Raw genomic sequence first — 22325 nt, forward strand, 5'->3', positions numbered from 1 at the left:
TCACACCACCTCGTCCTCGTGCAGGCGGGCGCGCAGAGCCCGTACCGCCGTGTGCAACCTGCTCTTGACCGTGCCCTCCGGGACGCCGAGCTGCTCGGCGATGGACCGCACCGGCAGATCGGCGTAGAAGCGCAGGACGACGACCTGACGCTGGGCGTCGGGCAGCTCGTCCAGGCCCTGGGCGACGGCGACCGACAGCACGCTGCTGTCCTCGCCGGAGGGGTGCTCCGCCGGCTGGCGCAGGGCGGCCAGCCGCTCCCCGAGCCGCTCCTGGCGGCGCTTGGCCCGGTGCCAGTCCATGGCCAGGTTGGAGGCGACGACCGCCGCCCACGCCGAGACGTCCCGCGGCGCCTCCCGCCCGCTCGCGGCCCGCTCCAGCAGCCGCAGGCGGACCTGCTGCACCCCGTCCGGCAGGTCCGCCTGCGGCACCCCGCCGAGCGCGAGCACCGCCCGCACCCGGCGTTCCTGTGCCGCGTCCAGCGGATCGTCGCCGGCACCCTCCCGCGGTGTCTCCCGGCCGCGCCGGGCCCTTCCGCGCAGCAGCACAAGCCACCCCCCTCGCCGTGTTTCTCCTACGACGCCGGCCCGGCCCGGAACGTTCGGTCGTCCTCCGAAGGTTTTCCGGCCACGGCGACAGAGGTATACGTCACACTCCCGTGTGGCGGAGGGCGGGAGGGGCAGGTGAGCTTGCGGCGCACGACCCCTGTCGAACGAATTTCTCCAGCTCAGAGCGGCTGCCACCGCAGGTCCGCAACCGAGGAGCGGGACATCTCGTCCCACTCACCGGACAGCCCGGGGAAAGAAGTGGACAGATGGGCCGTGGTCGGCCGCATGATGGAAAAGCCTCGGCCAAGCAACGAGCATGTGAAGAGACGCAGGAGAGGGAGTCACCGTGAGGGTCGGAATCGTCGGAGCCACCGGACAGGTCGGCACGGTCATGCGCAGGATCCTCAAGGAACGGAACTTCCCGGTCACCGAGCTGCGCCTGTTCGCCTCGGCCCGCTCGGCGGGCTCGGAGCTGGACGGTGTGACGGTGGAGGACGCCTCGACCGCCGACTACACCGGCCTGGACATCGTGCTGTTCTCCGCGGGCGGTGCCACCTCCAAGGCGCTGGCCGAGAAGGTCGCCTCCCAGGGCGCCGTCGTGATCGACAACTCCTCCGCGTGGCGCAAGCACCCCGAGGTGCCCTTGGTCGTCTCCGAGGTGAACCCGCACGCGATCAAGGACCGCCCCAAGGGCATCATCGCCAACCCGAACTGCACGACGATGGCCGCCATGCCGGTCCTGCGTCCGCTGCACGACGAGGCGGGCCTGGAGGCCCTGGTCGTCGCCACGTACCAGGCCGTCTCCGGCTCCGGTCTCGCGGGCGTCGCCGAGCTGCACGGCCAGACGCAGAAGGTCGTCGCCGACGCCGACCAGCTCACCCACGACGGCGAAGCGGTCGACTTCCCCGAGCCGGGCGTCTACAAGCGCCCCATCGCCTTCAACGTGCTGCCGCTTGCGGGCAACATCGTCGACGACGGCCTGAACGAGACCGACGAGGAGCAGAAGCTCCGCAACGAGTCCCGCAAGATCCTGGAGATCCCCGAGCTGAAGGTCTCCGGCACCTGCGTGCGCGTCCCGGTCTTCTCCGGCCACTCCCTCCAGGTCAACGCCCGCTTCGCCCGGCCGATCTCCCCCGAGCGGGCGACGGAGCTGCTGGCGGACGCCCCGGGCGTCGTCGTCACCGACATCCCCACCCCCCTCCAGGCCGCCGGCCAGGACCCCTCCTACGTCGGCCGCATCCGGCGCGACGAGACGGTGGACAACGGCCTGGCCCTCTTCCTCTCCAACGACAACCTCCGCAAGGGCGCGGCCCTGAACGCGATCCAGATCGCGGAGCTGGTGGCGGCGGAGCTGAAGGGCTAGTCCCTGCGCACCTCGTAGTAGAAGCAGCCGTACTCGACGGCCCGGACGTGGACGAGCGCCACGGCCGGGTCGTCGAATGCTTCCGTGAAGGCCTCCTCGAAGGCGCCGTCCCCGACCAGCCGGCCGCCCAGGATGCGCCCGTCGGCCGAGTAGCGGCGGACCGTGCGATGGCTGTCGGTGAAGGGCAGGGCGTCGGTCTCCGGTCCGGCGCACTCCTCGGCGTGGATGAAGACCGGGCCCTGTTCGTCGTAGGCGCCGGGGTTGACGCCCCGCTCCGCCGCCCAGCGGCGCAGTGGAGCGTAGGAGACCAGGGCGAGGCGTTCGCCGGGCTCGGCCCGGCGCAGGCAGCAGCGGAGCGGTGCTCCGCCCTCGGCGTCGGTGAACGGGGTGGTGGGCCGGCCCGCGTCGTCCGTGGTGCGGAGGTCCTTCAGGGCGCGCGGAGTGATGGGCAGTGCGCTGTAGGTCGTCGTCATGCTCATCAGGTTCGCTCGCGCGGGCCCGGGGCACCGGCGGATTCCGGACGTCGCGTTCCCGCCGGACAGCGGCCTGCCGAGGGGTAACCCTAGGAGACGCCCAGATCGTCGATTGATGCCAGGCTGCCGTGGAAAGATGACGCAACCCACCCATAACGAGGAGATGACCGCGTGCCTGGCACAAACCTGACCCGCGAAGAGGCGCAGCAGCGGGCGCAGCTGCTCGCCGTTGACTCGTACGAGATCGAGCTCGATCTCTCCGGCGCGCAGGAGGGCGGCACCTACCGGTCCGTGACCACGGTGCGCTTCGATGTGACCGCCGAGAACGGTGCCGAGTCGTTCATCGACCTCGTCGCCCCGGCCGTGCACGAGGTGACCCTGAACGGGGACTCCCTCGACCCCGCCGATGTCTTCGCGGACTCCCGGATCGCCCTGCCCGAGCTGCTCCAGGGCCGCAACATCCTCCGGGTGGTCGCCGACTGCGCGTACACCAACACCGGTGAGGGCCTGCACCGGTTCGTCGACCCGGTCGACGACCAGGCCTACCTCTACACCCAGTTCGAGGTTCCGGACGCCCGCCGGGTGTTCGCGAGCTTCGAGCAGCCGGACCTCAAGGCGACCTTCCAGTTCACCGTGAGGGCGCCGGAGGGCTGGACGGTCATCTCCAACTCGCCCACTCCGGAGGCCCAGGACAACGTCTGGGCGTTCGAGCCGACGCCGCGCATCTCGTCGTACATCACGGCGCTGATCGTCGGCCCGTACCACTCCGTGCACAGCGTGTACGAGAAGGACGGCCAGTCCGTCCCGCTCGGCATCTACTGCCGTCCCTCGCTCGCCGAGTACCTCGACTCGGACGCCATCTTCGAGGTGACCCGGCAGGGCTTCGAGTGGTTCCAGGAGAAGTTCGACTACACGTACCCGTTCGAGAAGTACGACCAGCTGTTCGTGCCGGAGTTCAACGCGGGCGCGATGGAGAACGCGGGCGCGGTGACCATCCGCGACCAGTACGTGTTCCGGTCGAAGGTGACGGACGCGGCGTACGAGGTGCGTGCGGAGACCATCCTGCACGAGCTGGCCCACATGTGGTTCGGCGACCTCGTGACCATGGAGTGGTGGAACGACCTGTGGCTGAACGAGTCGTTCGCCACGTACACGTCGATCGCCTGCCAGTCGGCGCACCCCGAGTCGCGCTGGCCGCACTCCTGGACCACGTTCGCCAACTCCATGAAGACGTGGGCGTACCGCCAGGACCAGCTGCCGTCGACGCACCCGATCATGGCCGAGATCAACGACCTGGACGACGTGCTCGTCAACTTCGACGGCATCACCTACGCGAAGGGGGCTTCCGTTCTGAAGCAGCTCGTCGCGTACGTCGGCGAGGACGAGTTCTTCCGGGGCGTGCAGGCGTACTTCAAGGCGCACGCGTTCGGCAACACGCGTCTGTCCGATCTGCTGGGCGCCCTGGAGGAGACCTCGGGGCGTGATCTGAAGGCCTGGTCGAAGGCGTGGCTGGAGACGGCCGGCATCAACGTCCTGCGCCCGCGGATCGAGACCGACTCCGACGGTGTCGTCACGTCGTTCGCCATCCACCAGGAGGCCCCGGCCCTGCCCACGGGCGCCAAGGGCGAGCCGACCCTGCGGCCGCACCGCATCGCCGTCGGCCTCTACGAACTGGACGACGAGAGCGGCAAGCTGGTCCGCGAGGAGCGCATCGAGCTGGACGTGGACGGCGAGCTGACGGCCGTACCGCAGCTGGTGGGCAAGCGCCGCCCGGCCGTGATCCTGCTCAACGACGACGACCTGTCGTACGCGAAGGTCCGCCTGGACGAGCAGTCCCTGGCCGTCGTCACGGAGCATCTCGGCGACTTCCAGTCCTCCCTGCCCCGTGCCCTGTGCTGGGCGTCGGCCTGGGACATGACCCGCGACGCCGAACTCGCGGCCCGCGACTACCTGGCCCTGGTGCTGTCCGGCATCGGCAAGGAGTCGGACATCGGCGTGGTGCAGTCGCTGCACCGCCAGGTGAAGCTGGCCATCGACCTGTACGCCGACCCGGCCGCCCGCGAGGCGCTGCTGGCCCGCTGGACGGATGCGACGCTGGCCCATCTGCGGGCGGCGGCGCCGGGCAGCGACCACCAGCTGGCGTGGGCGCGCGCGTTCGCCGCGACGGCCCGCACGCCCGAGCAGCTGGACGTGCTGGACGCGCTGCTGGACGGCTCGCAGACCGTCGAGGGCCTGGTCGTCGACACGGAGCTGCGGTGGTCGTTCGTGCAGCGGCTCGCCGCGGTCGGCCGGTTCGACGAGGCGGAGATCGCGGGCGAGTACGACCGTGACCGTACGGCCGCCGGTGAGCGGCACGCCGCCACCGCCCGGGCCTCCCGCCCGACCGAGGAGGCCAAGGCGGAGGCGTGGGCGTCGGTCGTCGACTCCGACAAGCTGCCGAACGCCGTTCAGGAGGCGGTCATCGGCGGTTTCGTCCAGACCGACCAGCGTGAGGTGCTCGCCCCGTACGCGGACCGGTACTTCGAGGTGGTCAAGGACATCTGGGGGTCCCGCTCCCACGAGATGGCCCAGCAGATCGCCGTCGGCCTCTACCCGACCGTCCAGGTCTCCCAGGAGACCCTGGACAAGACCGACGCCTGGCTGACGGCCGCGGCCCCGAACGCGGCCCTCAGGCGCCTGGTCTCGGAGTCCCGCGCGGGCGTGGAACGCGCGCTGCGGGCCCAGCAGGCGGACGCGGCGGCCGGCCGGTAGGCAGCGGCTACGGCTCAGGGGCGCCCGGCGATGTGCCGGGCGCCCCTTTCCGTGACCGGCCGGTCTTCCGCCGGCTTTGTCTGCATGGCCCCCTCCCGCCGCGGCACCATCGGCCGAGCCCCGATCTGCCCCGCCACCGTCGCCCCGAACGCCAGCGCCATGCCCACCAGCTGCACGGGCGTCAGCGCCTGTCCGAGCGCCGCCCAGCCGACGACGGCCGCGGTCAGCGGGGAGAGCGGGCCGAGGAAGGTGACCTGGGTGGCGGTGAGGCGGCCGATGCCGCGGAACCAGAGCCAGTAGGCGACCGCCGTGTTGGCGACGGCGAGGTAGAGGTAGCCGCCGGCCGCCCGGGCGTCGAGTGCCGGCGGCGCGCCCTCGGCCAGGAAGGCGAGCGGCGCGATGAGCAGGCCTCCCGCGGTCAGCTGCCAGCCGGTGAGGGCGAGTGGGCCGACGCCGGGAGGCCGCCCCCAGCGTTGGGTGAGGACCGTGCCGGTGGACATGGAGGCCGTGGAGGCCAGGGCGGCCAGCAGGCCGAGCGCGTCCAGCGCCCCGGCCGCGCGCAGGACGACGAGGCTGACGCCGAACGCGGCCACGGCCCCGGTCAGCAGCGTGCGCGGGGTCGGCCGCTGCCCGAGCAGCAGCGCCGCGAGGCCTGCCACGAAGAGCGGCCCGGCCGAGCCGACGACCGCCGCCATGCCGCCGGGCAGCCGGTACGCCGAGAGGAACAGCAGCGGGAAGAAGGCGCCGATGTTCAGCGCGCCGAGCACCGCCGCCTTCCACCACCAGGCACCGCGCGGCAGCACCCGGGCCAGGGCGAGCAGCAGCAGTCCGGCGGGCAGGGCGCGCATCAGGCCGGTGAACAGGGGGCGGTCGGCCGGGAGGAACTCGGTGGTGACCGCGTAGGTCGTGCCCCAGGAGACGGGGGCGAGGGCGGTGAGGGCGATGAGCTCGGGGCGGGAGGAGGCCATGGGAGGCACCCTTCGAAGTAGGTCAGTAGAAAGTAGCTTAGCTCTAAGTAACTTTTCGTCAAGCTACTTTCTTGCGGGTGACCGAACGGCGGCCGATACTCGTGCCATGAACGAACGCCCCGAGCAGCGCAGGGACCCTGTCGACGCGATCATCGACCAGTGGGGGACGGTCCGCCCGGAGCTCGACACCCGGGCGATGGAGGTCTTCGGCCGGGTCTACCGGCTGGCCCGCGCGATGACCGACCGCCTGGACGACACCTACGGACGGTTCGGGGTCTCCCGCGGCGAGTTCGACGTCCTGGCGACCCTGCGCCGCTCCGGCGAGCCCTACACGCTCTCACCGCGCCGGCTGTCGGAGACGCTGATGCTCACCACGGGCGGGATGACCGGCCGCCTGGACAAGCTGGAGCGGGCCGGGCTGCTGCGCCGCTCCCCCGATCCGCACGACCGGCGGGGGCTTCAGGTGACGCTCACGGAGGAGGGACTGCGCCTCATCGACGAGGCGGCCGTCGCGGGGCTGGCGGTCCAGACGGAGGCCCTGTCCGGCCTCGACGAGAAACAGGCCGGCCAACTGGCCGGCCTGCTGAGGGAACTGCTGGCGGGGACGGAGAGGGCAGCCGGGCGGTGACTCCCCCTCCGGGACTCCCCTGATCAGGCCTTGGATTCGGCCTCGGCGCCGGCCCTGGTGGCGATGTTGGAGCTGGTCGTGTCCTTCTTCTTGTGCGACTTGTCGCCGATCACCACCAGACCGTGGATGACCAGGTACAGCACGATGGGGGCCACGACGAAGAGGCCCAGCGTCTCGATGACGCTCAGGCCCGGGCCGGGGTCGTCACCGTCGTCGCGGCTGACCGCGAAGGCGGGGGACGACACGAGCAGCATCATGAGCGTCGTTCCGGCTGCCAGGGCGCCGGCGCGCAGGGCGTTCTTCTTGTCCACGGTGTCAAAAGTATCCAACGCCCCCGGGGGCCGCGCGCCCGGGGTGCCGTAAGAGTCGCCTTCAGCCGCCGGACGGGCCGCCCGGTTCCCGCAACACCTCGACGAGGGCGTGCAGTCGGGGCGACGCCGCCAGTTCCTCCAGCGTCACGGGGCGTCCCCCCGCGTCCGCGATCGGGAGCCGCCAGTTCGGGTACTGGTCCCAGGTGCCCGGGAGGTTCTGCGGGCGGCGGTCGCCGACCCCGTCCGGGAGCCAGACGCCGACCATACGGGCCGGGGTGCGCAGCAGGAAGCGGTGGACGGCCTGGATCTCGGCCTCCTCCGAGGAGGTGTCGGTGCCGCCGCCGGTGCCGTGCAGCAGGCCGAGGCGGGCGAGCACGGACAGCCACTCGCCGGTGTCGGCGGCGGCCTCGGCGCGCTCCTCGTCGAGCGGGCGGGCGAGCAGGCCGAGGCTGTCGCGGAGTTCGACGTGCTCGCCGGTGAGGCGGGCGGCCGTGGAGGGCAGATCGTGGGTGGTGGCGGTGGCCAGGCAGTCGGCGCGCCAGTCGTCGGGGGGCAGGGGGAGGCCGTCGCCCTCCCAGTCGCGTTCGAACCACAGCACGGACGTGCCGAGCACCCCGCGCTCGCGCAGCGCCTCGCGGACGCCGGGTTCCACGGTGCCCAGGTCCTCGCCGATCACCGGCGCCCCGGACCGGGAGGCCTCCAGGACGAGCACGGCGAGCATGGCCTCGGCGTCGTAGCGGACGTAGGTGCCCTCGGTGGGCGGCCGGCCCTGGGGGACCCACCACAGCCGGAACAGGCCCATGACGTGGTCGATGCGCAGCGCTCCGGCGTAGCGGAACAGGGCGCGGAGCAGCTCGCGGAAGGGGGCGTAGCCCGAGTCGGCGAGGCGGTCGGGGCGCCAGGGCGGCAGGCCCCAGTCCTGGCCGCGGGCGTTGAAGGCGTCCGGGGGCGCGCCCACCGACATGCCGGCGGCGAAGTACTCCTGCTGCGCCCAGGCGTCGGCGCCGACGGGGTGGACGCCGACCGCGAGGTCGTGCACGATCCCGACCGGCATCCCGGCCTCGCGGCCCGCGCGCTGCGCCGCGGTCAGCTGGGTGTCGGTGAGCCAGGCGAGCCGCGACCAGAAGTCCACCCGGTCCATGAGGCCGCCCCGGGCGCGGTCGGTGTCGGCCGAGCGGGGGTCGCGCAGGCCGGTCGGCCAGCGGTGCCAGTCCGGGCCGTGCACCTCGGCGAGCGCGCACCAGGTGGCGTGGTCCTCCAGGGCCTGGCCCTGCGCGGCGAGGAAGTCGCGGTAGGCGGCGCGTCTGCCGGGGCCGAGCGGCACCTCGCACAGCAGCCCGAGCGCCTCCCGCTTCAGCTCCCAGACGGCGTCCCGGTCGATCAGCGCGCCCTTCTCCAGCACGGCTTCGCGCAGCCGTCCGGATCTCCCCAGCAGCGCGCGCAGCCGCTGGGGGTCCTCGACGTAGGCGCACTCGGGGATGTCCTCGATCCTCAGGTGCACGGGGTCGGGGAAGCGGCGCGAGGAGGGGCGGTACGGGGAGGGGTCGGTGGGGACGCCGGGCACGGCCGCGTGCAGCGGGTTGACCTGGACGAACCCGGCGCCGAGCGACCGCCCGGCCCAGCCGGCCAGTTCGGCGAGGTCGCCGAGGTCGCCCATGCCCCAGGAGCGGCGGGAGAGGAGGGAGTAGAGCTGGACGAGCAGTCCGTACGAGCGTCCGGGCGGCGTGGGCAGCCGGGCCGGGGCGATGATCAGGTGGGCGTCGGCTGCGCGGCCGTCGGGGGCCGTGGCGGTCAGCCGGTGGACGCCGGGCGGGAGCCGCTCGGCCGAGTCGCGTGTCCCGCCCTGCTCGGTCTCGATGCGCAGCAGGGTGCCCTCGGGGAGCGCGGCCAGGGCGGCCGGGGGGCTGACGCCCCAGCCGACCACCGTGGGCGGCAGCAGTCGTGCGGCCTGTTCCCGCTCCCGGGCGGCGAGCGCGGCGCGGACGGCGCCGGGCGTGCTCGCGTCCACGCCGAGAGCGGCCAGGGTCAGGGTGACCGCGGTGGCCGAGGCCGCGACCGTACGGTCCGGGGACGGGCTGTAAGAGGTCGCGACGCCGTGCAGGTCGGCGAGGCGGGACAGGTCCTCGGAGGGCGGTTCGGCCGGCCGCGGTGCGGTCATAGAGGCCCCTAGATCCCCGGGAAGTCCGGAATGAGGGCGGAGTGCTCGCTGGTCAGCGGGGCGGATTCGGCGAGCGGCGGCTCGCTGGTGAGGGGCTCGGCGTCAGGGAGCGGGGGCTCGCTGGTGAGCGGGGGCTCGGCGCAGGTGTTCTCGGAGCTGAAGACGCAGTAGTGGGGGTCTTCGTAGCGCGGATCGTCGTAGTGGGGGTCGAGGTCGGCGGACGTGTCCGCCACGGGTTTGGACGGGGCCGGGAGCGGAAGGAAAGTCATCGCAGCCACGGGGGCCTCCTGATCGTGCTTGTCGGGTTCAACTTTCGATGGCTATCGCAGCCCTACCCAGTCGACGCGATGGCAGACGTCCCAGGCCGAACATCGTGCTCCTGCTCACATTCCACTCCCCTCCACTCTGTCAAGATTCCGGTAAATCGGTCACAACGGCCACTCTCGTTGACACCTTCACCGGGCGGGTGGTGGGCTCGTCGTCCCGGTCGGCACAGCTGTCGGACATCTGTCGCGTCCGTCGGACACATCTGGAGGGGGCCTGTGGGACTGCGGCGTGGAAAGCGGGCAGTCGCCCTCGCGGTCGCCGTCGTCGCCGGAAGCCTCGGCGCCCCGCCCGCCGCGGTGGCGGCTCCGCCCGCCCCCGGCAGGGCCGCGACACCGACGCCCGACACCGACACGGCCGGAGCCGGCCTCTCCGTCTGGCCGCGCCCGCAGTCGCTGCGCGCGAACGGCGCCCCGGTCACGGTCACCGACGAGGTCGCGCTGCTCACGGACCCGTCGGCGGACCGCCACGCCGTGGAGGCCCTGCGCGAGCTGCTGCGGCAGGCCGGGGCCCGCCGCGTCACGGATACCGCCGCGCCCGGCGCCCTGGTCGTGCGGGCGGGGGCGGAGCCCGTCCGCCGGAACGACCGCCGCGCCCTCCCCTCCGGGGGCTACGAGCTGACCGTCGGCCGGGGCGCCGTCTCCCTCACCGGAACCGGCGAGGACGGGCTGTTCCACGCCGTGCAGACGCTGCGGCAGCTGCTGCGTCCCGACGGCACGATCGCGGCGGCCGTCGTACGCGACTGGCCCGGCACCGCCGTACGCGGTATCACCGAGGGTTTCTACGGCACCGCGTGGACGCACCGGCAGCGGATGGCGCAGGTCGGCTTCCTGGGGCGTACCAAGCAGAACCGTTACCTGTACGCCCCGGGCGACGATCTCTACCGGCAGGCCCGCTGGCGTGAGCCGTACCCGGCGAAGCAGCGGGCCGAGTTCCGGGAGCTGGCGGAACGGGCCCGCGGCAACCATGTGAAGCTCGGCTGGGCGGTGGCCCCGGGGCAGGCGATGTGCTTCGCGTCGGACGCCGACGTGCGGGCGTTGACGCGCAAGATCGACGCGATGTGGGCGCTGGGCTTCCGGGCCTTCCAGCTCCAGTTCCAGGACGTCAGCTACAGCGAGTGGCACTGCGAGGCGGACGCCGACCGGTTCGGCTCCGGCCCGCGGGCGGCGGCGGAGGCGCAGTCCCGGGTGGCGAACGCGGTGGCCCGGCACCTTACAAAGCGGCACCCCGGCGCCGCCGGTCTGTCGCTGATGCCGACGGAGTACTACGAGGACGGCACGACCGACTACCGGCGGGCGCTGGCGAGCGAGCTGGACCAGGGTGTCGAGGTGGCGTGGACGGGCGTCGGGGTGGTGCCCCGCACGATCACGGGCGGGGAGCTGGCCGACGCGCGGGAGGCGCTCGGGCACCCGCTGGTCACGATGGACAACTACCCGGTCAACGACTACGACCCCGGCCGTATCTTCCTCGGCCCCTACCAGGGCCGTGAGCCCGCCGTCGCGACCGGCTCCGCCGCCCTGCTCGCCAACGCGATGCAGCAGCCGGAGGCGTCCCGCATCCCGCTGTTCACCGCCGCCGACTACGCGTGGAACCCGCGTTCCTACAGCCCCGGGGAGTCCTGGCGCGCCGCGATCGCCGACCTGGCGGGCGGGGACCGGCGCCGCGAGCAGGCCCTGGCGGCGCTTGCCGGGAACGACGCGTCGTCGGTGCTTAACGACGAGGAGTCGGCGTATCTGCGCCCGCTGACCGAGGCGTACTGGCGTGACCGCACGCCGGGCGGTGACGCCGCGCGGCGGCTGCGCGAGGCCTTCACCGTGCTGCGCGAGCTGCCCCGGCGGCTCTCGGACACCGCCCTCGCCTCCGAGGTCGCCCCCTGGTCCGAGCAGCTGGCCGGCTACGGCGAGGCGGGCACGGCCGCGCTCGACATGCTGGACGCGCAGCGCGCCGGGGACACGTCGGCGGCCTGGACGGCGTATCGCAGGCTGGGCGCCCTGCGGGCCGGGCTGGAGCAGGCCCGGGCCGAGGTCGGCACGGACGTCCTGGACCCCTTCCTGCGGCGGGCGCAGAAGGCGTACGCGTCCTGGGCGGGCATCGACCACGAGCCGCCCCGCAACCCCGGTTCCCCGTCGGACGACCGCACCCTGCGCTTCCCCCGCCCCCGTCCCCTGACGACGGTGACGGTCCTCACCGACCCCGGTACCGAGGGCACGGTCGAGGCGCACGTACCGGGCCGGGGCTGGCGCCCGATCGGCAGGTTGTCGGGTTCGGGCGCGACCGAGGTGCGGGTGCGGGGCCGGAACGCCGACGGGACCGCCGGTCCGGGCGCGGGCGAGGCGCGGGCCGACCCGCCCGTGGACGCCGTGCGGGTCGCCGGACCCGCTCCGGCCCGGGTGCGCCATCTCGTCCCCTGGTTCGAGGACTCCCCCGCCGGCTCCCTGGAGCTGGAGCGTGACGAGGTGGACGCCGAGACCGGCCGGGTCCTGCGGCTGTCCGCCGGGCTGGGCTCGCTGCGGCCCGCCGACGCCCGCGGCAGGCTCACCGTGGAGGCGCCCGAGGGCGTGCGGGTCCGGGTGCCGAAGGGCGAGCTGACCGTGGAGCGCGGCACGCGGGCGGAGGTCCCCGTCGAGGTGACCGTCGAGCGCGGCACGCCGATGCGGTCGTACGACATCCGGCTGGGCTTCGCGGGAGCGACCCGCACGCTCACCGTCCACGCCTACCCGCCCACCGGCGGCCCCGACCTGGCCCGCACCGGCACGGCACGTTCCTCGGCCGACGAGACGCCCGACTTCCCGGCGTCGGCGGCGAACGACGGCGCCCCGGACACGCGCTGGTCGTCCCCGGCCGACGACGGCGCCTGGTGGCAGGTCGAGCTCCCCCGCCCGGCGCGGCTCGGGCAGGTCGCGCTGCGCTGGCAGGACGCCCACCCCTCGGCGTACCGCGTCCAGGTGTCGGCGGACGGCCGCCGCTGGCGCACGGCGGCGACGGTCCGGGACAGCCGGGGCGGCCGCGAGAGCGTCCGCATGGACGAGCGGGACGTGCGGTTCGTACGGGTGCAGGGCGACAAGCGGGCCACGCGGTTCGGGATTTCGCTGTGGTCGGCGGAGGCGTACGCCATCACCGAGTGAGCAGCCCCGCACATGCGGCACGCACTTCTTTCCACCGATCACTATTCACTCAGTACATATACTCAGTGCATAATGATCGGCATGAGCACCCGCCACATCCTGCTGGGCCTGCTCGCCTCGGGTCCGAGCCACGGCTACGACCTCAAGCGACGCCACGACGACCGCTTCCCGCAGGCCCGCCCCCTGGCCTACGGGCAGGTCTACACGACCCTCCAGCGTCTCGTCCGGGACGGCCTCGCCGAGGTCGAGGGCACCGACTCGGACGGGGGTCCGGAGCGGACGATGTACCGCGCGACGGACGAGGGGGCCGGCGAACTGGCCCGCTGGGCCGGGGAGATCGCACCGCCCGCCCCCTTCGTGGCCAACGAGATCTTCGCCAAGGTCGTCGTCGCGATCCTCTCGGGCGGCGACCCGGCCGGGTATCTGAGCGCCCAGCGCGCCGCCCACATGGAGCGGATGCGGGAACTGACGGCGCTCAAGGCCGCCAAGGGCGCGGACCTGGCGACCGTGCTCTCGGCGGACTACGCCGTCAACCACCTCGACGCCGACCTCCGCTGGATGACCACCACGGCGGCCCGGCTCACCACCCTGACCGCGGAGGTCGACGCAGTATGAGCAGACCCGTGCCTCTCCTCACGGCCCGTGGCCTCACCAAGGCGCACGGCAGGACACCCGCCCTGCGCGGCGCGTCGGTCGAACTGCGCCCCGGCGAGATCCTCGCCGTGACCGGCCCGAGCGGCAGCGGGAAGTCGACACTGCTGCACTGCCTCGCCGGGATCGTCCGCCCGGACGAGGGCTCGGTGACGTACGACGGACGGCGCCTCGACGACCTGCCCGAGAAGCGGCTGAGCGAACTGCGCCGCACCGAGTTCGGCGTGGTGTTCCAGTTCGGGCAGCTCATCCCCGAGCTGACGGCCCTGGACAACGTCGCCCTGCCGCTGCTGCTGGCCGGCACCGACCGCGCCCGGGCGCGGGCCCGGGCCGGTGAGTGGCTGGAGCGGTTCGGGGTGCGCGGTCAGGAGGACCTGCGGCCGGGCGAGCTGAGCGGCGGCCAGGCACAGCGGGCCGCACTGGCCCGGGCCCTGGTCACCGGCCCGAAGGTGGTCTTCGCCGACGAACCGACGGGCGCGCTGGACTCACTGGCGGGCGAACAGGTCATGACGGCCCTGGTGCACACGGCCCGCGAGTCGGAGACGGCGGTCCTGCTGATCACCCACGACGCCCAGGTGGCGGCGTACGCGGACCGGGAAGTGCAGCTGCGGGACGGCAGCGTGGCACCGACGGGGGTGGCGGCATGAACTCCGCCCCGCGGTCCCCGCGACTCCCGCGACCCCCGCGACCCTCGCGCTCGGGGCGGTCCCACCGCTCTCCGCGCTTCCTGCACACCCCTCGCGCCGACGTGCGCCTCGCCTGGGAACTCACCCGTGGCTCCGACCGCGGCGAGTGGTGGCGGGTCACCCTGACGGCGACGGGCGCGGCGCTCGCGACGGGGTTCGCCCTCAGCGCGGTCGCCCTGGCCTCGCTGCGGGGCCACCACCAGGTGCCCTACGCCGCCGGCCTGCTGGACCAGCCCGGCACCCGGACCGGCGTGATCGTCAGCCTGCTGCTCCTGCTCGTGCCGGTGCTCGGGTTCCTCGGGCAGTGCGCCCGGATCGGGGCGGTGCACCGCGACCGGCGGCTGGCCGGGCTGCGGCTGGCCGGGGCGACGCCCTGGCAGGTGCGGCGGATCGCCGCGCTGGAGACCGGGCTCGCCTGTCTGCTGGGCTCGGCGGTCGCCACCGTCTTCTCGGTGCTGCTCCTGCTGCGCCTGTGGGACCGGCCGACCGCCCCGGCCTGGGCGGGGATCGCCCTGGTCGCCGTCGCCGTACCGCTGCTGGGCGCGACGGCGGGCGCGCTGGCGCTGCGCCGGGTGGTGGCCTCGCCGCTCGGCTGGGTGCGCCGGTTCGGACCGCGTTCCGGACGGGGGCCGGGGGTGCTGTTCCTGGGCGGCATGCTGCTCGTCGCGGCGCTGGCTCTGCTGGCGGTGTCCACCACCGCCACGCCCGCCGCCAACCGGCCGAACGGCGGACCGCCGCTATGGGTGGCGGGCGCGGCCCTCACGGTCGGCGCGGGCGCCGTGTGGCTCTCCGGGGCGGCCGCGAAGGCGACCGGGTGGCTTCTCGCGGCCCGGGCCCGGTCGGCGGCGACGCTGATCGCCGCCGAGCGGCTGCGCGACGACCCCTGGTCGGCCGCCCGCACGCACGCGGCGGTGCTGCTGGTGACGGTCGTCGGGACCGGCTTCCTGGGCATCCGGCAGGTGCTGGGGGACGTGGTGCGCACCAAGAAGGACCTCGGCGAGCCCGTGACCTACTACACCACCGGCCTCGACCTCGCCGGCGCCGCCATCGCGGTCGCCTTGGCGATCACGCTGTCCGGGCTCGCCGTCGGCACCGCCGAGTCCCTGGCCACCCGCCGCCGGGGCCTGGCCGCGCAGTCCGCCGCCGGAGTGCCCCGCACGGTGCTGGGCCGGGCCCTGCTGCTGGAGACCGCGCTGCCCCTGGCCCCCGCGGTGCTGCTCGCCGGCCTGGGCGGCCTGGCCATCGGTACCTGGTACGCCCTGCTCTCCGGCCGTCCGGTGCCCTGGGCGCCCGCCCTGGTGCCCCTCGCCGTCTACGCCGCCTGTCTGCTGGCCGCGGCGACCTCCCTGCCCCTGCTGCGCCGCACGGTGCGCCCGGGGGAGCTGCGGTACGCGTAGGGGCACCGCCCATGACAGGCCGGCCCGGGGGAACGGGGGTTCCCCGGGCCGGTCCGGCCCGCCGCACGCGGCAATACGAAGGCCCGGATCCTCGTCAGGCGGGAATGCCGTCGATCCGGGCCATGGCGTCCTCCGCGCCGTACGGCTGCAAGTAAGGCATCCAGCGCGGGTCCCTGTGGCCGGTGCCGATGATGCGCCAGGCGAGGCCGGAGGGCGGGGCGGGTTTGTGGCGCAGCCGCCAGCCGATCTCGAAGAGATGTCGGTCGGCCTTCACGTGGTTGCAGCGGCGGCAGGACGCCACCACGTTGTCCCAGACGTGTTTGCCCCCGCGGCTGCGCGGGATGACGTGGTCGACGCTGGTTGCGACGCCACCGCAGTACATGCACCGGCCCCCGTCGCGGGCGAACAGCGCCCGGCGGGTAAGAGGAACGGGCCCCCGATAGGGAACCCGGACGAATCGCTTGAGCCGGACCACGCTGGGTGCGGGGACTGTGACGGTCGCGCTGTGCAGAAAGGCGCCGGACTCCTCGAGGCATACGGCCTTGTTCTCGAGGACGAGGACGAGCGCGCGGCGGAGCGGTACGACACCTAGCGGCTCGTACGACGCGTTGAGGACCAGGACATGCGGCACGGAGGCCTCCTTGGACGCCGGCGGCGCGTGGCTCGCGCCGGGACGATTCGTAGTCAGTCTCTCCTCATGCCTGGTGGAAGCGCCACCATGTCCCGGTAACGGGCTGGGAGTGTTTTCGACCACATCTGATTCATCCCCCAGAGCATGGCCTGTTCAAGCCCAGGTGAGCACGGTGTCTCCTTCACACATTCCGAGGGAGCACACACAATGCCCCGTTAGTGTGGTGGTTCTGCCCCTTCGGTGACCCAGTCGTGACCTTGACCCCCCGAAGACCCCCGAACCATCCCACCGGGGCAGACCGCTGCACCTGGAGGTACCCGCCGTGTCCATGTCCCCCGCGGACGCCGTTCTGATGGCCGCCGACCCTACGCCGTCGCCGACACCCTCGGATACGCAGAGCCCGAGAGTGCCCTCGCTGGAGGACGCCCACGAGAGCGCGACCAACGCCGCCGGCTGGATCGAGCAGAACTGGTCGACCTGGCTCGCGATCGGCCTGCGGGTGCTGCTCATCGTGGTGATAGCGGTGGTCCTGAGGATCGTCGTACGGCGGGCGATCACCAAGCTGATCGACCGCATGAACCGCAACGTCCCGTCCCTGGACGGCGGCGCGATCGGCGGCCTGCTGGTCAACGTCGAACGCCGCCGGCAGCGCTCGCAGGCCATCGGCTCGGTGCTGCGCTCGGTGGCGTCGTTCCTGATCGTCGGCACGGCCGCGCTGATGATCCTGGGCACCTTCCAGATCAACCTCGCCCCGCTGCTGGCCTCGGCCGGTGTCGCCGGTGTGGCGATCGGTTTCGGCGCCCGCAACCTCGTCACGGACTTCCTGTCCGGCGTCTTCATGATCCTGGAGGACCAGTACGGCGTCGGCGACACGGTCGACGCGGGCGTCGCCTCCGGCGAGGTGATCGAGGTGGGCCTGCGCGTGACCAAGCTGCGCGGCGAGGGCGGCGAGATCTGGTACGTCCGCAACGGCGAGGTCAAGCGCATCGGCAACCTCTCCCAGGGCTGGGCCACCGCCAACGTCGACGTCACGGTCCACTCCGGTGAGGACCTGGACAGGGTCAAGGCCACGCTGGACGAGGTCGCCGAGAAGATGGGCGCCGAGGAGCCCTGGAACGAGCTGCTGTGGGGCCCGATCGAGGTGCTCGGCCTGGACAGCGTCCTGCTGGACTCCATGGTCGTGCGCGTCTCGGCCAAGACGATGCCCGGCAAGTCCCTGACCGTGGAGCGCGAGCTGCGCTGGCGCATCAAGCGGGCCTTCGACGCGGCGGGCATCCGGATCGTCGGCGGCGCCACGGCCCCGGCGGAGGAGCAGCTCGTCGACCCGACGGCGGGGATGGCGGCCCCGTCGGTGTACGCGAACGCCACGTCTCCGCAGTCGGCGGCGGCGTCCCCGCTCGCGCCGGCGGCGCCGACGAGTACGACGAAGTAACAGCCTCTCGGGAGGGCGGCATCCGGCTCGGCCGGATGCCGCCCTTTCTTCATGCCCTCTTGACTCCCGAAGGTGCCGGGTCTAGCTTCCTCACCACCGATAGGAAACTTTCCTAACAGTAGGTCGAGGGTGGTCACCTGGTCACCGGATGGACTCCCTCCGCGATCACTGAAAAGCTGAGCGACCGAAGGGCAGGTGTGGACACGCATGGCAGGAACCGCCGGTACGCCGGGCACCCCACGCGTCCTGCGCGCCATGAACGACCGGGCCGCCCTCGACCTGCTGCTGGAGCACGGCCAGCTGTCCCGTACGCGGATCGGCAAGCTCACCGGCCTGTCCAAGCCGACCGCCTCCCAGCTCCTGGCCCGTCTGGAGGCGGCGGGCCTCGTCCTGGCCACCGGCACCACGGAAGGCCGGCCGGGCCCGAACGCCCAGCTCTACGAGGTCAACCCGGCCGCCGGTCACGCCGCCGGGCTCGACGTCACCCCGCAGCGGATACTCGCCGCGGTCTCCGACATCACCGGCCGCACGGTCGGCCGGCACGAACTGCCCACCCCCGGCAGGCGCACCGGCACCCCGGTCGTCCAGCAGGTCACCGACGCCCTGGACGGCGCGGTGAAGGCGGCGGGCCTCGCCCGGGACGACATCCACCGTCTCGTGATCGGCACCCCCGGCGCGTTCGACCCCACCACGGGCCGGCTGCGCTACGCCTCCCACCTGCCCGGCTGGCACTCCCCCACCCTCCTGGAGGAGCTCGCCGCCGCCCTGCCGATGCCGTTCGAGTACGAGAACGACGTCAACCTGGTCGCGCTCGCCGAACAGCGGCTCGGCGCGGCCCGGGGCCACGCGGACTTCGTGCTGCTGTGGAACCAGGAGGGACTGGGCGCCGCCCTGGTGCTCGGCGGCCGGCTGCACCGCGGCTGGAGCGGCGGCGCCGGCGAGGTCGGCTTCCTGCCGGTGCCGGGCACTCCCCTGGTCCGCCAGGTCACCAAGGCCAACAGCGGCGGCTACCAGGAGCTGGCCGGCTCCCAGGCCGTCCCCCGGCTGGCCCGTGAACTCGGCATCGAGGACGTCCCGCAGGGGCCGTACACCGAGGCCGCGGCGGAACTGGTGGCCCGGGCGGCGGGGGCCGACGACGAACCCCACCGCCGGCTCCTCCAGACCTACGCGACCCGGCTGGCCACCGGTCTGGCCTCCCTCGTCTCGGTCCTCGACCCCGAACTCGTCGTGCTGAGCGGGGCGTCCCTCACCTCGGGCGGCGAGACGCTGCGCGCCCTCGTCCAGGCCGAGCTGGAAGAACTGGCCGCGTCACGCCCCCGCCTGGTCGTGGGCGACGTCCGTGAACATCCCGTGCTGCGCGGCGCGCTGGAGAGCGCGCTCGCGTCGACGCGCGACGAGGTCTTCGACACCTCCCGCTGACCCTCTGGCCCCCCTCTTCTGACTCCACCCCCTCCTCCTTCTGACTCCACCCCCCTCCTCGCGTCCCCCTCCTTCCCCCGTGCCTCAGGGAGCTCCGCCATGCCAGGAATATCCAGAAAAACAGCCATAGCGCTCACCGTCTCCGCCTCCCTCGCCCTCCTCACCACCGCGTGCACCGGCCAGCCGGGCTCCGCCGCGAGCGACGACGCCTCGAAGGAGACGACCATCAACTTCTGGCACGCCTGGAGCGCGCCGGGCGAGGTGAAGGCCGTCCAGTCGCTGGTCGACGGCTTCGAGAAGGCGCACCCCAACATCCACGTCAACGTGGTCGGCAACATGACCGACGACAAGATCAACCAGGCCCTGCGCACCGGCGGCGCCAAGGCCCCGGACGTGATCTCGTCGTTCACCACGAACAGCGTCGGAAGGTTCTGTTCCTCCGGCGCCCTGGTGGACCTCAACCCGTTCTTCGAGAAGTCCGGCGTCGACCCGGAGAAGACCTTCCCGAAGGCGATGAACGAGTACACCCAGTTCGACGGCGACCGCTGCGCGGTCCCCCTCCTCGGCGACGCCTACGGCCTCTACTACAACAAGACGGCGTTCGAGAAGGCCGGCATCACCGCCCCGCCCAAGACCTGGTCGGAATTCGAGCGGGTCGCCAAGAAGCTGACGATCGCCCAGGGCGCCACCTACAAGCAGCTCGGCTTCATGCCGAACTACCACGGCTGGGAGACCACCACCGAGCACTACCTCGGCCAGTTCTCCCCCACGTACTTCGACAAGAACGGCAAGTCGAACGTCGGCAAGGACCCGGCGTTCGAGGCCGCGTTCACGGTCCAGAAGAAGCTGGTCGACGAACTCGGCGGCTACCGCAAGCTGGAGACCTACCGCTCCAAGCTCGGCGACGAGTGGGGCCCCAAGCACCCCTTCCACACCGGCCAGGTCGCCATGCAGCTCGACGGCGAGTGGCGCCTGGGCATGGCCCTGGACACCAAGCCGAAGTTCGACATCGGCGTGGCCCCGCTGCCCGTCCCCGACGACCAGGCCGACCAGTACGGCAAGGGCTACATCACCGGCACCATCGCCGGTATCGCGGCGACCAGCAAGAAGCAGAACGCGGCCTGGGAGCTGGTGAAGTACATGACCACGGACACGGACGCGGTGGTGGACTTCTCCAACGCCATCCACAACGTCCCGTCGACGCTGGCGGCATTGAAGTCCCCGAAGCTGAAGTACGACCCGCGCTTCAAGACGTTCCTGGAGATCGCCGCCAACCCGGACTCCACCACCGCCCCCGCCTCGATCAACGGCGGCGTCTACCTCACCACGGTCCAGGAGTTCGGCTACGCCTACGAGAGCGGCAAGGCGACCGACCTCAAGGCGGGCCTGAGGAAGACGGCCGCGCAGATCGACACGGACATCGCGCAGGCGAAGTAGGAGACGAGCACGATGAGCACCTACACACTGCGGGCGAAATACCGCCGCTCGACGCTGCGCACCCTCGCGTTCCTCTCCCCCTGGCTGATCGGCTTCACGGTCTTCTTCGCCTACCCCCTGCTCTCCACCGTCTACTTCTCCTTCATGCACTACGACGGCTTCAAGCCGCCGACCTGGTCGGGCACGAAGAACTGGACGTACGTCTTCGAGCACTACCCCTTCTTCTGGCCCGCCCTGCGCAACACTCTGTGGCTGGTCGTCATCATGGTCACGCTCCGGGTCGCCTTCGGCCTGGGCGTGGGCCTGCTGATCACCAAGATCAAGACAGCGACGGGCGTCTTCCGCACCCTCTTCTACCTGCCCTACCTGGCCCCGCCCGTGGCGGCGACGATGGCCTTCGCCTTCCTCCTCAACCCCGGCACGGGCCCGGTCAACTCCCTCCTGGAGAAGGCCGGCCTCCCCACCCCCGGCTGGTTCAACGACCCCACCTGGTCGAAGCCGGCCCTCACCCTGCTGGCGCTGTGGGGCATCGGCGACCTGATGGTCATCTTCATGGCGGCCCTGCTCGACGTACCGAAGGAGCAGTACGAGGCGGCCGAACTGGACGGCGCGACGCCCTGGCAGCGCTTCCGCTACGTCACGCTCCCGAACATCTCGCCGATCGTCATGTTCGCGGTGGTCACCGGCGTGATCCAGACGATGCAGTACTACACGCAACCGCTGATCGCCGGAAAGGTCGCGTCGGGCGTGATCCAGGGCGCGGGCACGCAGTTCGAGCCCGGCTACCCCGACAAGTCCACGCTCACCCTCCCCCAGCTCGTCTACAACCTGGGCTTCCAGCGCTTCGACTACGGCTCCGCCTGTGTGGTCGCCCTGGTCCTCTTCGCCCTCTCCATGGCCTTCACCGCACTCCTGATGCGCCGCAAGGGCGGCCTGATCAACGCAGTTGAATCCTCACCTCCCTGAAGGGAGGTGATTCCTGGCTCAGGCAGCCTCCTGAAGCAGCGCTCCAGGAGGTCTTGCGCCCTCGGCACCAGCCGGGTTGAGACCAGCCCGGACGAGCATCACGCGTGCGGAGTTCTTGTCCCGTGGGGACACGAGCCCGCATGCGGTGCAGGTGTAGGTACGTTCCGACAGCGGCAGTGCGTGCTTGACTCTCGCATCGCAGTTGGCGCAGTCCATCGTGGTGTGCGCGGGGTGGACCAGGCGGACGTCCCGCCCGTGCTTGCGGCCCATCTCCAGCAGAGCGGCCTTGGTGGCGCCGATGGCGGCGTCCGCGGCCTTGCGGGCCATCGTGGACTTGGCCAGGTACTTCGGACGGAAATCCTCAACCGCGATCGCGTCATGGTCACGGACCACCTTCTTGGCCCACTTGCGGCCCGCGTCCGCACGCTGTCCGGCGACCTTCTTGTATGCCTTGGCTCGCAGCCTCTTCGCCTCGCGGTAGCCCATCGATGCCGGCTGGCCCTTCTTAGGCCTGCGGCGGGTCATCATCCGGTCATACCCGGTCAGCTTCTTCTGGGCCTTCCTGCCGTGTTCGGCGTGCGGCAGGTCGTGCATGTCGGAGGTGGTGGTCGCGGTCTCCTTCACACCCCAGTCGACACCGAGCACCCGACCGGTTTCAGGCAGCGGCTGTACTTCGGCGGGTACGACGAAGGAGCAGTACCAGTGCCCGAGAAGCGGCCGAAGTCGCGGATGACCTGCTGCTGGACAACCGACGAGCCCTCACGCAGCCACGGCGTACGGGCGCGGCATCCCCGCCCGGCGTGCCAGGGGCAGACGCTCCTTGATGTCCTTGTGGGCCTTGGCGCGGACCTTGTTGTGCAGGGACACGGCCCGGGACTTGGCCACGCACTCGTTCCACACCCACCGGCACCGGTCCCACTCCGCCACCAGGACCCTGCGGGCGGCGGACGACACACGCAGCCGGTACGTGTAGCGGGCATGCCCGCCCTCCACAGCCACCCCCACCTGCGCCATCACGCCCCCCCCTCACAGGGTCCCGACCCAAGCACCGCGTCGTCC

The 22325-nt window shown here is 72.3% G+C and carries 18 protein-coding genes and 1 pseudogene; 11 read left to right on the forward strand and 8 right to left on the reverse strand.

What is annotated here, in order from left to right; translation table 11 throughout:
* Complete coding sequence (locus tag ACZ6I3_RS24600) at positions 1 to 543, reverse strand: sigma-70 family RNA polymerase sigma factor (RefSeq protein ID WP_469417601.1); 543 nt, start codon at positions 541 to 543, stop codon at positions 1 to 3.
* A 349-nt stretch (positions 544 to 892) separates the two neighbouring features.
* Here ACZ6I3_RS24600 and ACZ6I3_RS24605 point away from each other — a divergent pair, with 349 nt between their 5' ends.
* A complete protein-coding gene (locus ACZ6I3_RS24605) occupies positions 893 to 1909 on the forward strand; it encodes an aspartate-semialdehyde dehydrogenase (protein ID WP_469417389.1) in 1017 nt (338 codons plus the stop codon).
* Here the strand turns inward: ACZ6I3_RS24605 and ACZ6I3_RS24610 are convergent.
* On the reverse strand, positions 1906 to 2382 hold the full coding sequence (locus ACZ6I3_RS24610; protein WP_469417391.1) for a DUF1203 domain-containing protein: 477 nt from the start codon (positions 2380 to 2382) through the stop codon (positions 1906 to 1908). The two genes, ACZ6I3_RS24605 and ACZ6I3_RS24610, sit on opposite strands and share 4 nt — an antisense overlap.
* A 171-nt stretch (positions 2383 to 2553) precedes the next feature.
* Between ACZ6I3_RS24610 and pepN the strand changes: the two genes are divergently transcribed.
* Positions 2554 to 5133 carry an aminopeptidase N gene (gene pepN / locus ACZ6I3_RS24615; RefSeq protein ID WP_469417392.1) on the forward strand — a complete coding sequence of 860 codons (2580 nt, stop codon included), beginning with the start codon at positions 2554 to 2556 and terminating at the stop codon, positions 5131 to 5133.
* Positions 5134 to 5147: 14 nt separating this feature from the next.
* On the opposite strand, the gene ACZ6I3_RS24620 is transcribed toward pepN, so the two are convergent.
* Positions 5148 to 6101, reverse strand: coding sequence for an EamA family transporter (locus ACZ6I3_RS24620; protein ID WP_469417394.1), 954 nt, complete (start codon positions 6099 to 6101; stop codon positions 5148 to 5150).
* 106 nt (positions 6102 to 6207) lie between these two features.
* Between ACZ6I3_RS24620 and ACZ6I3_RS24625 the strand changes: the two genes are divergently transcribed.
* Complete coding sequence (locus ACZ6I3_RS24625) at positions 6208 to 6729, forward strand: MarR family winged helix-turn-helix transcriptional regulator (RefSeq protein ID WP_469417395.1); 522 nt, start codon at positions 6208 to 6210, stop codon at positions 6727 to 6729.
* 23 nt (positions 6730 to 6752) lie between these two features.
* On the opposite strand, the gene ACZ6I3_RS24630 is transcribed toward ACZ6I3_RS24625, so the two are convergent.
* The 3 genes from ACZ6I3_RS24630 to ACZ6I3_RS24640 all read right to left on the reverse strand — a co-directional run bounded on the left by ACZ6I3_RS24630 (position 6753) and on the right by ACZ6I3_RS24640 (position 9476).
* The gene (locus ACZ6I3_RS24630; protein WP_469417397.1) at positions 6753 to 7040 is read right to left on the reverse strand and encodes a hypothetical protein; all 288 of its coding nucleotides are present in this window, start codon (positions 7038 to 7040) and stop codon (positions 6753 to 6755) included.
* Between the two features lie 61 nt (positions 7041 to 7101).
* Positions 7102 to 9198 (reverse strand): 4-alpha-glucanotransferase, encoded by a 2097-nt coding sequence (malQ, locus tag ACZ6I3_RS24635; protein WP_469417399.1) that lies wholly within the window; start codon positions 9196 to 9198, stop codon positions 7102 to 7104.
* Between the two features lie 8 nt (positions 9199 to 9206).
* A complete protein-coding gene (locus ACZ6I3_RS24640) occupies positions 9207 to 9476 on the reverse strand; it encodes a hypothetical protein (protein WP_469417401.1) in 270 nt (89 codons plus the stop codon).
* A gap of 264 nt (positions 9477 to 9740) precedes the next feature.
* Here ACZ6I3_RS24640 and ACZ6I3_RS24645 point away from each other — a divergent pair, with 264 nt between their 5' ends.
* The 4 genes from ACZ6I3_RS24645 to ACZ6I3_RS24660 all read left to right on the forward strand — a co-directional run bounded on the left by ACZ6I3_RS24645 (position 9741) and on the right by ACZ6I3_RS24660 (position 15381).
* Positions 9741 to 12647, forward strand: coding sequence for a beta-N-acetylglucosaminidase domain-containing protein (locus ACZ6I3_RS24645; protein ID WP_469417403.1), 2907 nt, complete (start codon positions 9741 to 9743; stop codon positions 12645 to 12647).
* 81 nt (positions 12648 to 12728) lie between these two features.
* Positions 12729 to 13262, forward strand: a complete 534-nt coding sequence (locus tag ACZ6I3_RS24650; protein WP_469417405.1) for a PadR family transcriptional regulator — start codon at positions 12729 to 12731, stop codon at positions 13260 to 13262.
* Entirely contained in the window at positions 13259 to 13945 is a 687-nt protein-coding gene (locus tag ACZ6I3_RS24655) for an ABC transporter ATP-binding protein (protein WP_469417406.1), read from the forward strand. Before ACZ6I3_RS24650 ends, ACZ6I3_RS24655 begins: the two co-directional genes overlap by 4 nt.
* Before the next feature lie 101 nt (positions 13946 to 14046).
* Complete coding sequence (locus tag ACZ6I3_RS24660) at positions 14047 to 15381, forward strand: FtsX-like permease family protein (protein ID WP_469417407.1); 1335 nt, start codon at positions 14047 to 14049, stop codon at positions 15379 to 15381.
* Positions 15382 to 15475: 94 nt separating this feature from the next.
* Here ACZ6I3_RS24660 and ACZ6I3_RS24665 read toward each other — a convergent pair whose 3' ends face one another.
* Entirely contained in the window at positions 15476 to 16012 is a 537-nt protein-coding gene (locus tag ACZ6I3_RS24665) for an HNH endonuclease (RefSeq protein WP_215121353.1), read from the reverse strand.
* 328 nt (positions 16013 to 16340) lie between these two features.
* Between ACZ6I3_RS24665 and ACZ6I3_RS24670 the strand changes: the two genes are divergently transcribed.
* The 4 genes from ACZ6I3_RS24670 (at position 16341) to ACZ6I3_RS24685 (ending at position 21266) form a co-directional block, all read left to right on the forward strand.
* Positions 16341 to 17444, forward strand: a complete 1104-nt coding sequence (locus tag ACZ6I3_RS24670; protein WP_469417602.1) for a mechanosensitive ion channel family protein — start codon at positions 16341 to 16343, stop codon at positions 17442 to 17444.
* A gap of 207 nt (positions 17445 to 17651) precedes the next feature.
* Complete coding sequence (locus ACZ6I3_RS24675) at positions 17652 to 18863, forward strand: ROK family transcriptional regulator (RefSeq protein ID WP_469417408.1); 1212 nt, start codon at positions 17652 to 17654, stop codon at positions 18861 to 18863.
* A 99-nt stretch (positions 18864 to 18962) separates the two neighbouring features.
* Entirely contained in the window at positions 18963 to 20300 is a 1338-nt protein-coding gene (locus tag ACZ6I3_RS24680) for an ABC transporter substrate-binding protein (protein WP_469417410.1), read from the forward strand.
* Between the two features lie 12 nt (positions 20301 to 20312).
* On the forward strand, positions 20313 to 21266 hold the full coding sequence (locus tag ACZ6I3_RS24685; RefSeq protein ID WP_469417411.1) for a carbohydrate ABC transporter permease: 954 nt from the start codon (positions 20313 to 20315) through the stop codon (positions 21264 to 21266).
* Positions 21267 to 21284: 18 nt separating this feature from the next.
* Here ACZ6I3_RS24685 and ACZ6I3_RS24690 read toward each other — a convergent pair.
* Positions 21285 to 22280 (reverse strand): annotated as a pseudogene (locus tag ACZ6I3_RS24690) (RNA-guided endonuclease InsQ/TnpB family protein).
* Between the last annotated feature and the right edge of the window lie 45 nt (positions 22281 to 22325).

The sequence above is a fragment of the Streptomyces sp. NPDC041940 genome (assembly GCF_055589465.1).